Raw genomic sequence first — 13139 nt, forward strand, 5'->3', positions numbered from 1 at the left:
GACATCTGTATCTTACAAATTCAAACAGAAGATTCATTTTAGAATAAAAACTCTTCAAACAATTTTAAAACAGAATTTTATACGGAATCACTTATATTTAACAAAACATTAACAATGTGATAAGAAAACATTAACATAGAAGTCCGTTCGTTTTCTATCACCAAAAAAGCCGTAATTTATAATGATTCTAAAATCATTTCAAATCGAGTTATACCAAAAAAAGGGACTTTACCTGCTCAGGTAGAGTCCCTTTCAATACAAATCCCGAAAACAGGAATTATTATTTAATTATATCATTAATCAATATATTCGAATTTGGTATAAGGTACCAAAACCGCTGGTATCCGAATGCCTTTATCGGTTTGATTATTCTCTAAGATAGCTGCTACAATACGAGGTAAAGCTAAAGCAGACCCGTTTAATGTATGAGCTAGTTGCATCTTTCCTTCCGTATTTTTGAAACGCACTTTTAGGCGATTCGCTTGATAGGTTTCAAAATTAGATACGGAAGACACTTCCAACCAACGCTTTTGGGCCGAGCTATACACTTCCATATCATATGTCAGAGCGGAAGTGAAACTCATATCACCACCGCATAGGCGTAGCACACGGTAAGGTAATTCCAGTTTTTTAAGCAGCACCTGTACATACAGGCTCATTTCCTCCAACACTTCATAGGATTTTTCCGGATGAACAATCTGTACGGCTTCTACTTTATCAAACTGATGCAGACGGTTTAAACCGCGTACATGGGCACCATAAGAACCTGCTTCGCGACGGAAACATGGCGTATAGGCACAATGCTTAATCGGAAACTGCGCTTCCTTAACAATCACATCTCTGTAAATATTGGTAACCGGAACCTCCGCTGTAGGGATCAAGTATAGATTGTCATTATTGACATAATACATCTGCCCCTCCTTATCGGGCAATTGCCCTGTAGCAAACGCAGAGTCTTCATTCACCAAGATCGGTACCTGCACCTCTTCGTATCCTTGCTCAGCAGCTTGATCCAAAAAGAAATTGATCAATGCGCGCTGCAATTTTGCCCCTTTACCCTTGTAAATCGGAAATCCGGCCCCTGCGACTTTTACACCGAGCTCCAGATCCACGATATCATATTTGCTTAACAAGTCCCAATGTGGTAAAGCATCTTCTGCTAAAGCCGGAATCTCCCCATTCGTTAAAACGATTTCATTATCATCTGCGCTTACACCAACAGGAACTGATTGATGCGGTAAGTTAGGCAATTGCACAATCTTATCATTCAACTCGATTTCGATCGCACTTAATTTATCCAACAGTTGCTTCACCTGCTCTTTATATCCGGACGATTGCGATTTAACGGCTTCAGCTTCTTCTTTTTTCCCTTGGCGCATCAGATCTCCAATCTGTTTTGCCGCCGCATTAGCCTCTCCCGAAAGGGCGTCCGATTCCGCTTGGATCTTACGGCGGTCTTCATCCAAACGGATGATTTCGTCGACCAACCCAATTTCCTTGAAATGCTTGACAGCCAATCTTTCGATAACCGTATCCCTGTTTTCACGGATATAATTCAATTGCAACATAATTATGAATGTATTATTTAAAAAATAGTGAACAAACTTAGATAAATTTGCCTTCATATACAAGCAAATTTATTCTGCAATGCCTGTTTATAGCCTATTGATGCTTCTTTACAGAGTCTTGCATATGAGCGTCATCCATAGGCATGGTACAGCTGTTGATTGCTTCTGAAAGCTAGCCGATACCCGACGTATCCATTATTATTGACAGTTTGGCGAATACGTTCGATAACTTAATCACCATCGGAGCCAAGCTACTATTTATCGACAGTAGTTATAGTTCAATAATAATGAAAGCGACACCCTTCCCCTATTTATGCTATTCTGCCGCTATAATATAAAACGTTCTCCAGAAAAACAGTTTTCCAGAGATCGTTCCAAGCACTATTTTTTATCACTTATAAATTAACAATAAAAGTTTCCTGTCGGCAGGCTGATCATAAAATCAGATTTAAGCGATCGTCACCTCTTTGCATAAATAGACATCCTGGATTGCATGTAATAATTCCACGCCTTCCTGCATTGGCTTTTGAAAAGCCTTCCGCCCGGATATCAGGCCTGTTCCGCCAGCTCTTTTATTGATCACGGCAGTTTTTACAGCTTCCTGTATATCATTTTGCCCGGATGCTCCGCCCGAATTGATCAATCCCGCCCTACCGGCGAAACAGTTGAGCACCTGATAGCGACAAAGGTCGATCGGATGGTCTGATGACAACTGTGTATACATGCGTTCATCTAATTTACCATAGCTGCTCTTGCCCATATTGAGCGCCTTAAAACCACCATTCAGTTCCGGAAGTTTCTGTTTAATAATATCCGCTTTTATAGTAACACCGAGATGGTTGGCCTGTCCTGTTAGATCCGCAGCTAGATGATAATCCTTGTCTGTGGTCTTAAACGCCGAATTCCGCAAATAACACCATAATACCGTAGCCATACCGAGTGAATGTGCTTCCTCAAATGCTTTGGCAACTTCGATAATCTGACGATCGGATTCTTCCGAACCGAAATAAATGGTCGCTCCGACGGCGACTGCCCCCATGTTCCAGGCTTCGCGTATGGTACCATACAGAATTTGATCGGCCCGATTAGGATAAGTCAACAGTTCGTTATGATTGATCTTGACCAGAAAAGGAATCTTGTGTGCATATTTTCGGGCTACAGCCCCTAAAACACCAAAAGTTGACGCCACGGCGTTACAATTCCCTTCCAGGGCCAGTTTCACGATATTCTCCGGATCAAAATACTGTGGGTTGGGCGCAAAAGAGGCTCCCGCACTATGTTCAATTCCCTGATCTACGGGCAATATGGATAGATACCCCGTATGGGCTAACCTTCCTGTTCCAAAAAGCTGCCCTAAGCTGCGTAACACCTGTGGCGCACGGTCGCTGGCGCCATATACTTGGTCAATAAAAGTAGTTTCTGGAAGATGGAGCATCGATTTAGAAACTGCCGGTTTGTCGAATGCTAATAGATAATCTGATTCTGCACCGAGATGTGCCTGTATTTTTTCAATGTTTTGCATAATTTATTATTGCATTTATATAGAAAATAACTCCAAAACAAACAGAATGTTTTAGCACATATTTTATAGTAAAAAAAACTTAACTTTGACCATGTTATATTTAGTTCCAACACCTATTGGCAATCTGGAGGACATGACTTTTCGTGCAGTCAATGTTCTGAAAGAAGTAGATATTATCTTAGCAGAGGACACCAGAACAAGTGCCCCCCTTTTAAAGCATTTTGGCATTGATAAAAAAGTATTTGCACATCATCAACATAATGAACACAAAGCGGTTTCCGAAATCATTAAGTTTCTGAAAGAAGGACAAAATATTGCCCTGATTTCAGATGCTGGGACACCTGCGATCTCAGATCCTGGCTTTTTATTGGTTCGCGAGGCGATCAAGGAAGGATTGGAAGTGCAATGTTTACCGGGAGCCACAGCTTTTGTTCCGGCGCTTGTCAATTCAGGCTTGCCTAATGACCGCTTCTGCTTTGAAGGTTTTCTGCCTGTTAAAAAGGGGCGCCAAACCCGCCTGAAGGCGTTAGCGGAAGAAAAGAGAACAATGATTTTCTATGAGTCACCACACCGCATTCTCAAGACGATAGAAGAGTTTATTAGTATTTTTGGTGCCGAGCGACAAGCTTCTATTTCCAGAGAATTGAGCAAGCTGTACGAGGAAAATGTCCGCGGAACATTAACTGATTTAAAATTACACTTCGAAAACAATCCAATTAAAGGAGAATTTGTATTTTGTGTAGGTGGATTGGAATAAATTTTGACAATCTTTGATTAATAAAACGAATTTGACATGAACATGGAACAATTTGCACAAGATGGACAGGATATAAAAATCATTGAAAAATTGATTACTAAAGTCCAGGACATGCTGACTCCAGGAGAAAAAATAGATTATATCGCAGTACAGAAAAAACCTGCGGTAACCATATTGCCAGACAGTATCACCATTAGTAATAAACGCATTTTTATGTGCGAATTTACCAAGTTGGGCTTAGCGACGGATTTTGAAATTTTCGGCTGGCAGGATATTAAGGATATTGCCTTCAAAGAAGAAATCTTCGGTTCAAAAGTTACCGTCATTCCTTTCACCGGAGAGAATTTAAGTATTGACTACATTCCAAAAGTTCAAGCGAGAAAGCTCTACCAATATATTAAAGCGGCTCTTGAAAACTATAAAAAAACAGAACTGGCTGCTGAGAAGGAAAAGATTGTGATAGCACCCAGCAGTCCTCGGGAAATCGGGGTTGAGAAAGCTGAAAACAACCTAACAACTCCAGCGCCTGTAACTCCACCAGCACCGCTCATTACGCCTCCATCCGCGGCAGTACAACCTACAGCATCTGCTCCGGTTGCAGCACCAGCGGCTCCTGCTCCTGCCCCGGTTCCTCCGATAGTAGAAGAGGAAGATGATGAAATTACATTAAAACTGAAAAAACTAAAAACGCTCTTCGACAAGCAATTGATCACTCAAGACGAATACGAGCAAAAGAAAAGAGAAGTTTTATCCAGTTTATAAAATAAACGGTTATTGTGAAGAACAACTATTTATTGGCACTTTTAAGTGCCTTTTTATTGTGGTTAGGATGGCCACCAATCCCCTATTCCAGTCTGCTGCTCTTTATTGGATTTCTACCGCTGTTGATTGCACTGGAAAACATCATCCGTAGCGAAACAATCAAAAAAAAAGGTAAAAAGATCTTTCTAACAGCAGGTCTAACCGCAGTTGTCTGGAATACCGCATCTATCTATTGGGTATACAACTCCATCTCAGCAGTAATGCCGCCTTTCGCGGCAATTATGATCAGTTTGATCCCTTTCTGCCTAGGAGCAGCTTTAATGGCTCTTGCGTTCAGCTTTTATTACCAATTAAGACGCAAAACCTCATTGCTGTTATCCCTATTTGGATTAATGGGATTCTGGATCAGTTATGAATTTCTGCATGCTTCCTGGGATCTCGCATTTCCATGGATGACGTTAGGAAACGGCTTTGCCAACTTTCATCAATTGATCCAATGGTACGATATTACTGGTGTATACGGAGGCTCAATATGGATCTGGTTGGTCAATATCCTGATTTTCACCCTTTACCTTAACCGGAAAGGGATCTATCAGCTCAGAAATAGGCTTGTCTCAACACTGTGCTTGATTTTCGTCCTAACGGCTCCTGCAGCTTATTCTTTGTTTTGTTATTTCAACTATGAGGAGCACCAAAATCCAGCCCAGGTGGTGGTGGTACAGCCAAACGTGAACCCTTACATCAAGTTTCAGCTCAGTCCTGAGGAACAATTAACCACCTTGTTTTCGTTGTCCAACTCAGTAGCAAAACCCAATACAGAATTTTTCATCTGGCCCGAAACTGCGCTTTCCCAACATGGTGATTTTGACGAGGAAAACCTACGGGAGACCTACTCCTATCAACGGATTCTTAAATTTTTGGATCAATATAAAAATGGTAATGTTTTATCGGGCATAGAAAGTTATCAATTATATAATTATGCAAAGACTCCCACTGCCCGTGAAATTGCTCCAAATATTTATCAGGATAACTTCAATGCAGCAACACTGATCGATTACTCCTCCAAACTCCAATTTTACCACAAATCCAAATTAGTCCCGGGTGTGGAACAGATGCCCTTTGGTGCTGCAATGAATTTTTTAAAACCATTATTTAAAGCCTTTGGCGGCACCACTGGCGGCTATGGAAAGCAAGCGGAACCTTCGGTCTTCTATGCACAGAGTGGTATTGGGGCCGCACCTGTCATCTGCTATGAATCTATCTGGGGCGATTATGTGGCAAAATATGTTAAAAAAGGAGCCCAATTTATTGCCATTATCACCAACGATGGCTGGTGGGGGAATACTTCAGGGAAAGACCAACATCTGCAATACGCAAAATTAAGAGCTATCGAAAATCGTCGTTGGGTCGCCCGATCGGCAAATACCGGAATATCCGGTTTTATCAATCAACGCGGTGACATTGTTCAGCAGACAAAATGGTGGGTTCCCGCAGCACTCAACCAGGAAATCAATTTAAATGAGGAGATTACAACATATACTAAAACTGGTGATATTGCGGCCTATGTGGGCTTAGCAATCGCCTTGGGCGGATTTCTTATCCTCATTATACGTCGGCAACACGCACCTTTACCATGACCCACGCGAATTCAAAAACAAAATATTTCCTCTAAAACAGGAAAAAGATAAACAAAATCAAAAGATACCATAAAAAGAGCCTGATATCAGGCTCTTTTCCTTCAATCTATTTTTTGCACTTGGTTATCGTATTTTCAAAAAAGGATAAACTCCACTACAACCTTAGCAGTCTAGCTGTAGCACAATTATCGGCCCTCCCTCCCTTCACATGGAGTTTGTCCCTAAGATTTCAGTACCGCCTTAAAAAAACGACTAAATTCTGATGAAAATAAGTCATTTAATGCATTTGATTTACTTTTGAGATTTGTAATTTTGCAGCATGCAAGTATATTTTGACAATGCTGCGACTACAGCCTTAGATCCTGAAGTTATAAAAGTAATGGTAGATGTCATGGATAACAATTTTGGAAATCCATCCTCTATCCATAGTCACGGAAGACAAGTAAAAACAATCGTAGAAAAAGCCCGGAAAACAATCGCCAACCTACTCCATGTATCCCCGGCCGAAATTTTCTTTACTTCGGGCGGAACCGAAGCCGACAATATGGCTATCGTACGTTCAATTATGGACTTTGGCATCAGCCATGCAATTACTTCACCAATAGAGCACCATGCTGTTCTTCATACTCTGGAGGAGCTGGAGAAGCAAGGAAAAGTTCATCTTGACCTGCTCAATGTAGACAATAAAGGTAATTTAGACCTGAACCAACTGGAAGAGCTTTTAAGTAACAATCCACGTACTTTTGTTTCCATTATGCACGCAAATAACGAAATCGGTAACCTCAACGATATCCAGCGCATATCACAATTATGCCAACAATATAATGCGATATTTCACTCGGATACCGTACAGACTATGGGCCATTATCCACATGACCTTAGTCAGCTAAAAATTGATTTCATTACAGGCGCAGCCCATAAGTTTCACGGGCCAAAAGGGGTAGGCTTTCTCTATATCAATGCCAACAATAAAATCAAACCGTTGATTTATGGCGGCGCTCAAGAACGGAATATGCGTGGCGGAACGGAGAATGTCTATGGTATAGCGGGTCTTGCCAAAGCATTAGAACTCGCCTATGAACATATGGATGAACATCAGGCTTATATCCAGGATCTCAAATCATACATGATCGAAGAATTGCAAAAAGCAATTCCGGATATCGATTTCAATGGTGTTATCGAACCCGATAAATCGCTTTACACCGTACTCAATGTATCTTTCCCCTGCAGTGATCTTGCAGATATGTTGCTGTTCAATCTAGATATTTCCGGTATATCCTGTTCTGGCGGAAGCGCCTGTAGCTCAGGCACTGATATCGGATCTCATGTCTTAGGCGCTATTAAAACAAATTCAGACCGTCCATCCGTCAGATTCTCCTTTTGCAAAAACAACACCAAGGAAGAAGTGGATTTTGTTGTTTCCACCTTAAAAGAACTTTGTACAAAAAGCAAATAGGATCAAAGATTTATAAAAACAAAAAAACGAAGAGAATTCTCTTCGTTTTTTTGTTTTATGTAGATCATTTATCGTTCGACAGATTTCAATTTTTCGTTAGGATATAGTATTTAGAGATGTCACCGGTAATATCGTTTCCCGATAGATCGAGTTGACTCAAAAAATGGTTACCCAATTTGAATTTATAGTCGACGCCGTCCAGTGTAATAATATTTCCATCCAATTTCCATTTACCTTCACGGACAAAAACATCATCACTTTTGTTGAGATATTTGGACGAATATTTATAGGAATTATCTTTGTGCAATGAGATCAATGTTTCTATACCATCACAGTCGGCACAGGGCATGATCCCTTTATATTCTCCGATCACAATTTCCGCTTTGTCTCTTCCCTTTAATTCCTGTACATTATCTTTATAGGCAGCCACACTTTGTTTGGGATTATCACATCCCCCTAACATAATCATTACCAACAGTCCCACTGTCCAAATAAACCTTTTCATCTCTTTCCAAATTCAAAAAAATCAGCATCTAATAATTACACCCCTATAGTTTATAACAAATTAAATACCAAAAATTTAGAACGAATTAAAATTCATCGTCATCATCCTCCACTAAAAATGATAAAGCCCCCTGTAACTCCCCCAATGCATGGAAATTACGGCTTTTACGAGCAATTTCAATCCCATTTTTATAGGTGATGATTGCAACTTCCTGTTTGTCCAGTTTTTCATATAATTTTCCCAAATGATAATATGTTCCCACATAGTCGGGATGCTGCTGTATCAGTTGCTCAAATCTCGCCAAAGCTTCCTGCTCATCGTGCTGCTTCAAATATTCCGCAGCAATCGCGTATTTTAAAAAAGGATCTTCGGGACTCTCTTTCAAAAATTCTTGGAGTTGATCCAATCGTGTTGACATATCTTTTTTTTGTTTCAAACTTAACTAAAATTGCCTTCATCTGTCAACTATTATTTTAATGTCTATGTAAGGATTATATCCTACATCGAATCAACACACTCGTTTTACCAGGATTACTTAAAGGGAACATAGGAGCTCATGATAAAAACTGTTTCCTTTTCAACTCGACGGAAGATATAACAAGTGATAGCAATGATTTGTACATGCCCTATTTGACTATTTAATTCGACAGGCCGAGGAATCCACCCTACCAAAAATACTATGCTAGCATACAAAATGACACTATCCTGACGCAAGATTTTTATTAGAAAAAAGCGCTTTGTTTCAATAAAAAATTAACAATTTAACCTAAAAAAAGAGGAAAAATTATAAATAAAACAAAAACAACCTTATATATCCGATATAAATTCAAAATAACGCAACATTAAAAAGAACTAGCGAACCACAATTTTAAGAAGGTGCGGGCTTTTTATTTGACAGAAAATATGGTAAGTTTGGGTAAAACCAATCGTATATGAAAATATTAGTTTGTATAAGTAATGTCCCTGACACTACATCGAAGATCACTTTTACAAATGACAACACTGCCTTTAATACAGCTGGGGTGCAGTTTATTATAAACCCTTATGATGAGATTGCCCTTTCGAAGGCAGTTGAATTGGCTGAAGGTGGAAAAGGAACAGTGACTGTCATCAATGTTGGAGATGCATCCACCGATGCGACCATTCGCAAAGCATTAGCTATAGGCGCAGACAATGCCGTACGTATTAATGCTGTTCCAAGAGACGCCTGGTTTGTAGCCAATCAAATTGCAAATTATGCTAAGGACAATGCTTTTGACCTGATTTTGACCGGGCGGGAATCCATCGATTATAATGGTGCGCAGGTCGGTGCATTTGTTGCCGAATTGCTAAATATGCCATCTGTATCAATTGCCAAAAAGGTGGATATTACTGCGGATGCGGTCAGTATAGAACGTGAAATAGAAGGCGGAAAAGAGGTCTTAACCGCTAAGCTTCCGATTGTTATCGGCACGGCTGAGGGAGTCGCTGAACCCAAGATCCCCAATATGCGCGGGATAATGAGTGCGCGTACCAAACCCTTGGATGTGCTGGAGCCATCTACAGTGGATACACTTTCCCATATCGTCAATTATGAGACCCCGGCTCCACGCGGCACTGTAAAACTCGTCGATGCAGCAGAAGTGGAAAAGCTGGTTTCTCTGCTACATGATGAGGCCAAAGTTATTTAATCATTAAATTCCGAAAAACTATGTCAATACTAGTATATGTAGAAAATACCGATGGAAAATTCAAAAAGTCTGCTTTTGAAGTAGTTTCTTACGCCAAAGCCATCGCTGATAATACAAACACTGATCTTGTCGCCATTTCTATTGGCAATGTGGCTCAGGACGAGCTTGCTGCCTTGGGCAACTATGGGGCCTCCAAAGTACTCACGGTTAATAATGAGCAGCTCTCCTCTTTCGTCAATCAGGCTTATGCCAGCATTATCGCTGAGGCTGTCAAAAGTACAGGAGCAAATCTGCTTGTGCTTTCTAATTCATTCTCGGGTAAAGGGCTAGCCCCGCGGATTGCGGCAAAACTCCATGCGGCACTTGCAGACGGCGCATTAGCCTTACCAACAATTGAAGGCGAAAAACTAACAGTTAAAAAGACTGCGTTTTCCAATAAAGCATTCGCCACAGTAGAATTGACCGCAGCAATAAAGATCGTTGCCCTTAGCCCCAATGCCTATGAGACCAAGGAAACAGGAGGTCAAGCGGTAGTGGAATCATTTACGGCAAATGTTGCCCAAGCAGACTTTTCGACAATTGTTAAAGAGATTGTTCGTGCTACAGACAAAGTTTCGCTACCAGAAGCCGAAATTGTTGTTTCCGCAGGGCGTGGATTAAAAGGTCCGGAAAACTGGGGAATGATCGAAGAGTTAGCAGATGTTCTTGGTGCTGCCACAGCCTGCTCAAAACCTGTTTCTGACGCGGGATGGCGTCCACATTCTGAACATGTTGGCCAGACAGGAATTGTTGTAAGCCCTAATCTCTATATCGCAATCGGTATTTCTGGTGCCATCCAGCATTTGGCTGGAGTCAGTTCGTCGAAAACAATTGTTGTCATCAACAAAGATCCCGAAGCGCCATTTTTTAAAGTAGCCGATTACGGTATCGTTGGTGATGCATTCGATGTTGTTCCCAAATTGACACAGGCTTTAAAAGCTTACAAAGGCAGTTAAATTTTAATAACATATTTTTCTCCCCATTCATAAAAAAATGAATGGGGAGTTTTTGTTTGCCCTTGCTTATTTACAATTTTCCTGATAAAAAGGTCTTGATTACGAACGAGAGAACGATAAATTTGTTTCACAAGGAACGAATTTATAATTGCATATAAAAGCAAATTTATCTAAGTTTGTAGACCGCTTTGGAATTAAAATGAAGAAAATCAGATTAGATATCGTTGGTTTATCCTATAGTCAAACACAATCTGGGGCTTATGCCCTTGTATTGGGAGAAGTGGAGGGCAACAGAAGATTGCCCATCATTATTGGTAGCCATGAAGCCCAAGCTATTGCCATTCGGATAGAAAAAATGATTCCAAGCCGTCCCCTTACGCATGACCTATTTCAATCTTTCGCGGAATCTTTTGGTATTAAACTCGTTGAAGTACTTATCTATAACCTGATTGAAGGCATTTTTTATGCGAAAATTATTTGTTCTGATGGCAATAAAATAGTCGAAATCGATGCCCGTACCTCCGACGCCGTTGCTTTAGCGGTTCGATTCGAAGCCCCAATTTACGCCTACGAATTTATCATGTCATCTGCAGGGATCATTATTGAGGGACATGAATTCGCATTTTTGGAAAATCTGGACAAAGCGAACAAAGTACAAGACCCTAATATGGTTGAAGTCGAAGAAAAGACTCCTTCCAAATCTCCTAACAACCCTTTTTCTTCGTTAACGGACGAACAATTGGAGCAGGCACTCAACCAGGCATTAATGGAAGAGAATTACGAGCAAGCAGCCTTGATTAGGGATGAGATTTCCAAAAGAAAATAACTCCTCTCACTAAAGCGAAACAAAAACTCTAAATAATATCGTTTTATGTCTATTAAATTAAGATTGACCATTATGAGCTTCTTTCAGTTTTTTGTCTGGGGAGCATGGTTGATTACAATAGCTAACTATTGGTTTGGCACAAAGCAATGGGATGGCACACAATTCGGCGCTATCTTCGCCACTATGGGAATAGCCTCGCTATTTATGCCGACACTGATGGGGATAATCGCAGACCGCTGGATAAATGCTGAAAGACTATATTTTATGCTGCATTTATGTTATGCTGCCGTTCTTTTTTATCTACCGGAAGTTAATGACCCCCACACTTTTTTTTATGCGATGCTCGCAGCGATGTGTTTCTATATGCCGACTTTGGCCTTATCCAACTCAATTGCTTATACCGCATTAAATGAAAACAACTACGATCTGGTCAAAGCATTTCCCCCTATTCGCGTATTTGGAACCATTGGATTTATTGTCGCGATGTGGATCACAAATCTAACGGGTAATAAAGCCACGGCCTATCAATTTTATATTGCTGGAACAGCGGCCTTGGCCTTAAGTCTCTATGCCTTTACTTTACCCAAATGTCCGCCTAAAAAATTACAACAGGAAAACGCTTCCTGGACCCAATTATTGGGCTTAGAAGCTTTTAAATTATTTGGGAACTATAAAATGGCTTTGTTCTTTATATTTTCCATGTTCCTAGGAGCTGCATTGCAGTTGACAAATGCCTATGGAGATGTGTTTCTTGACGAATTTAAATTCTACCCGAAATTTGCCGAATCTTTTGTTGTGAAATATTCAACAATCATTATGTCGATTTCACAGATCTCAGAAACACTTTTTATCTTGGCAATACCCTTTTTCCTAAAGAGATTTGGAATTAAGAAAGTTATGCTGATCTCCATGTTTGCCTGGGTGTTACGTTTTGGCCTGTTCTCATTTGGAGACCCGACGGGTGGTCTGTGGATGATCATTCTTTCCTGTATCGTCTATGGAATGGCATTTGACTTCTTCAATATCTCAGGTTCACTATTTGTAGAAACATCGACAACCTCAAGCATACGGAGTTCCGCACAGGGCCTATTTATGATGATGACGAATGGTTTTGGCGCCGTATTCGGCAGTTATGCGTCCGGGTGGATTATTGACCATTATTTCACCAAAAGTTTTCAGAATGGACAGGATCTTGCCGGCTATCTGGATACAGATATCAACGATACACACTTTCTGAACTTCCTAAAGGAGAAAAGTATCGCACTATTGCCCGACGGCACACTGAACAATAGTCTTATGCTCAGAGATTGGCATGACATCTGGCTTGCCTTTGCGATCTACACACTGGTAATCGCGGTTCTTTTTGCCGTATTCTTTAGACATAAGCACGAACGTGAGTCGCTAAATTCGAAATAACAAAAAGCCGCAAATGCGGCTTTTT

General features: G+C 40.6%; 12 protein-coding genes. 8 read left to right on the plus strand and 4 right to left on the minus strand.

Annotated elements, in window-relative coordinates:
- Positions 1 to 296 precede the first annotated feature (296 nt).
- Together serS and ABDW32_RS19550 are read right to left on the minus strand one after the other, a co-directional pair.
- Positions 297 to 1568, minus strand: coding sequence for a serine--tRNA ligase (gene serS / locus ABDW32_RS19545; RefSeq protein WP_343565449.1), 1272 nt, complete (start codon positions 1566 to 1568; stop codon positions 297 to 299).
- Positions 1569 to 2016: 448 nt separating this feature from the next.
- Positions 2017 to 3090 (minus strand): class I fructose-bisphosphate aldolase, encoded by a 1074-nt coding sequence (locus ABDW32_RS19550; RefSeq protein WP_343565451.1) that lies wholly within the window; start codon positions 3088 to 3090, stop codon positions 2017 to 2019.
- A 91-nt stretch (positions 3091 to 3181) separates the two neighbouring features.
- Here ABDW32_RS19550 and rsmI point away from each other — a divergent pair, with 91 nt between their 5' ends.
- The 4 genes from rsmI (at position 3182) to ABDW32_RS19570 (ending at position 7702) form a co-directional block, all read left to right on the plus strand.
- On the plus strand, positions 3182 to 3847 hold the full coding sequence (gene rsmI, locus ABDW32_RS19555) for a 16S rRNA (cytidine(1402)-2'-O)-methyltransferase (protein WP_343565453.1): 666 nt from the start codon (positions 3182 to 3184) through the stop codon (positions 3845 to 3847).
- Between the two features lie 36 nt (positions 3848 to 3883).
- The gene (locus ABDW32_RS19560) at positions 3884 to 4609 is read left to right on the plus strand and encodes a PH domain-containing protein (protein ID WP_343565455.1); all 726 of its coding nucleotides are present in this window, start codon (positions 3884 to 3886) and stop codon (positions 4607 to 4609) included.
- A 14-nt stretch (positions 4610 to 4623) separates the two neighbouring features.
- Positions 4624 to 6246 (plus strand): apolipoprotein N-acyltransferase, encoded by a 1623-nt coding sequence (gene lnt / locus ABDW32_RS19565; protein WP_343565457.1) that lies wholly within the window; start codon positions 4624 to 4626, stop codon positions 6244 to 6246.
- Between the two features lie 319 nt (positions 6247 to 6565).
- The gene (locus ABDW32_RS19570; RefSeq protein ID WP_343565458.1) at positions 6566 to 7702 is read left to right on the plus strand and encodes a cysteine desulfurase family protein; all 1137 of its coding nucleotides are present in this window, start codon (positions 6566 to 6568) and stop codon (positions 7700 to 7702) included.
- Between the two features lie 85 nt (positions 7703 to 7787).
- On the opposite strand, the gene ABDW32_RS19575 is transcribed toward ABDW32_RS19570, so the two are convergent.
- Both ABDW32_RS19575 and ABDW32_RS19580 read right to left on the minus strand, forming a co-directional pair.
- Positions 7788 to 8207 (minus strand): copper resistance protein NlpE, encoded by a 420-nt coding sequence (locus tag ABDW32_RS19575; RefSeq protein WP_343565460.1) that lies wholly within the window; start codon positions 8205 to 8207, stop codon positions 7788 to 7790.
- Between the two features lie 85 nt (positions 8208 to 8292).
- Positions 8293 to 8625: a tetratricopeptide repeat protein gene (locus ABDW32_RS19580; RefSeq protein ID WP_343565462.1), complete on the minus strand. Its 333-nt coding sequence runs from the start codon at positions 8623 to 8625 to the stop codon at positions 8293 to 8295.
- Positions 8626 to 9139: 514 nt separating this feature from the next.
- On the opposite strand from ABDW32_RS19580, the gene ABDW32_RS19585 reads away from it, so the two are divergent.
- The 4 genes from ABDW32_RS19585 to ABDW32_RS19600 all read left to right on the plus strand — a co-directional run bounded on the left by ABDW32_RS19585 (position 9140) and on the right by ABDW32_RS19600 (position 13114).
- A complete protein-coding gene (locus ABDW32_RS19585; RefSeq protein ID WP_343565464.1) occupies positions 9140 to 9877 on the plus strand; it encodes an electron transfer flavoprotein subunit beta/FixA family protein in 738 nt (245 codons plus the stop codon).
- Between the two features lie 20 nt (positions 9878 to 9897).
- On the plus strand, positions 9898 to 10872 hold the full coding sequence (locus ABDW32_RS19590) for an electron transfer flavoprotein subunit alpha/FixB family protein (protein WP_343565466.1): 975 nt from the start codon (positions 9898 to 9900) through the stop codon (positions 10870 to 10872).
- Between the two features lie 199 nt (positions 10873 to 11071).
- The gene (locus ABDW32_RS19595) at positions 11072 to 11698 is read left to right on the plus strand and encodes a bifunctional nuclease family protein (protein WP_343565468.1); all 627 of its coding nucleotides are present in this window, start codon (positions 11072 to 11074) and stop codon (positions 11696 to 11698) included.
- A 45-nt stretch (positions 11699 to 11743) separates the two neighbouring features.
- On the plus strand, positions 11744 to 13114 hold the full coding sequence (locus tag ABDW32_RS19600) for a nucleoside permease (protein WP_343565470.1): 1371 nt from the start codon (positions 11744 to 11746) through the stop codon (positions 13112 to 13114).
- Positions 13115 to 13139 lie beyond the last annotated feature (25 nt).

The sequence above is a fragment of the Sphingobacterium sp. genome, assembly GCF_039596235.1.
Classification (GTDB): domain Bacteria; phylum Bacteroidota; class Bacteroidia; order Sphingobacteriales; family Sphingobacteriaceae; genus Sphingobacterium.

Excerpts from the sequence above, each read along its gene's own strand:
- serS (WP_343565449.1), bottom strand. The coding sequence starts at position 1,568 with ATGTTGCAATTGAATTATATCCGTGAAAACAGGGATACGGTTATCGAA.
- ABDW32_RS19570 (WP_343565458.1), top strand. The coding sequence starts at position 6,566 with ATGCAAGTATATTTTGACAATGCTGCGACTACAGCCTTAGATCCTGAA.
- ABDW32_RS19600 (WP_343565470.1), top strand. The coding sequence starts at position 11,744 with ATGTCTATTAAATTAAGATTGACCATTATGAGCTTCTTTCAGTTTTTT.
- ABDW32_RS19590 (WP_343565466.1), top strand. The coding sequence starts at position 9,898 with ATGTCAATACTAGTATATGTAGAAAATACCGATGGAAAATTCAAAAAG.
- ABDW32_RS19550 (WP_343565451.1), bottom strand. The coding sequence starts at position 3,090 with ATGCAAAACATTGAAAAAATACAGGCACATCTCGGTGCAGAATCAGAT.
- ABDW32_RS19595 (WP_343565468.1), top strand. The coding sequence starts at position 11,072 with ATGAAGAAAATCAGATTAGATATCGTTGGTTTATCCTATAGTCAAACA.
- rsmI (WP_343565453.1), top strand. The coding sequence starts at position 3,182 with ATGTTATATTTAGTTCCAACACCTATTGGCAATCTGGAGGACATGACT.
- ABDW32_RS19585 (WP_343565464.1), top strand. The coding sequence starts at position 9,140 with ATGAAAATATTAGTTTGTATAAGTAATGTCCCTGACACTACATCGAAG.
- ABDW32_RS19560 (WP_343565455.1), top strand. The coding sequence starts at position 3,884 with ATGAACATGGAACAATTTGCACAAGATGGACAGGATATAAAAATCATT.
- ABDW32_RS19580 (WP_343565462.1), bottom strand. The coding sequence starts at position 8,625 with ATGTCAACACGATTGGATCAACTCCAAGAATTTTTGAAAGAGAGTCCC.
- ABDW32_RS19575 (WP_343565460.1), bottom strand. The coding sequence starts at position 8,207 with ATGAAAAGGTTTATTTGGACAGTGGGACTGTTGGTAATGATTATGTTA.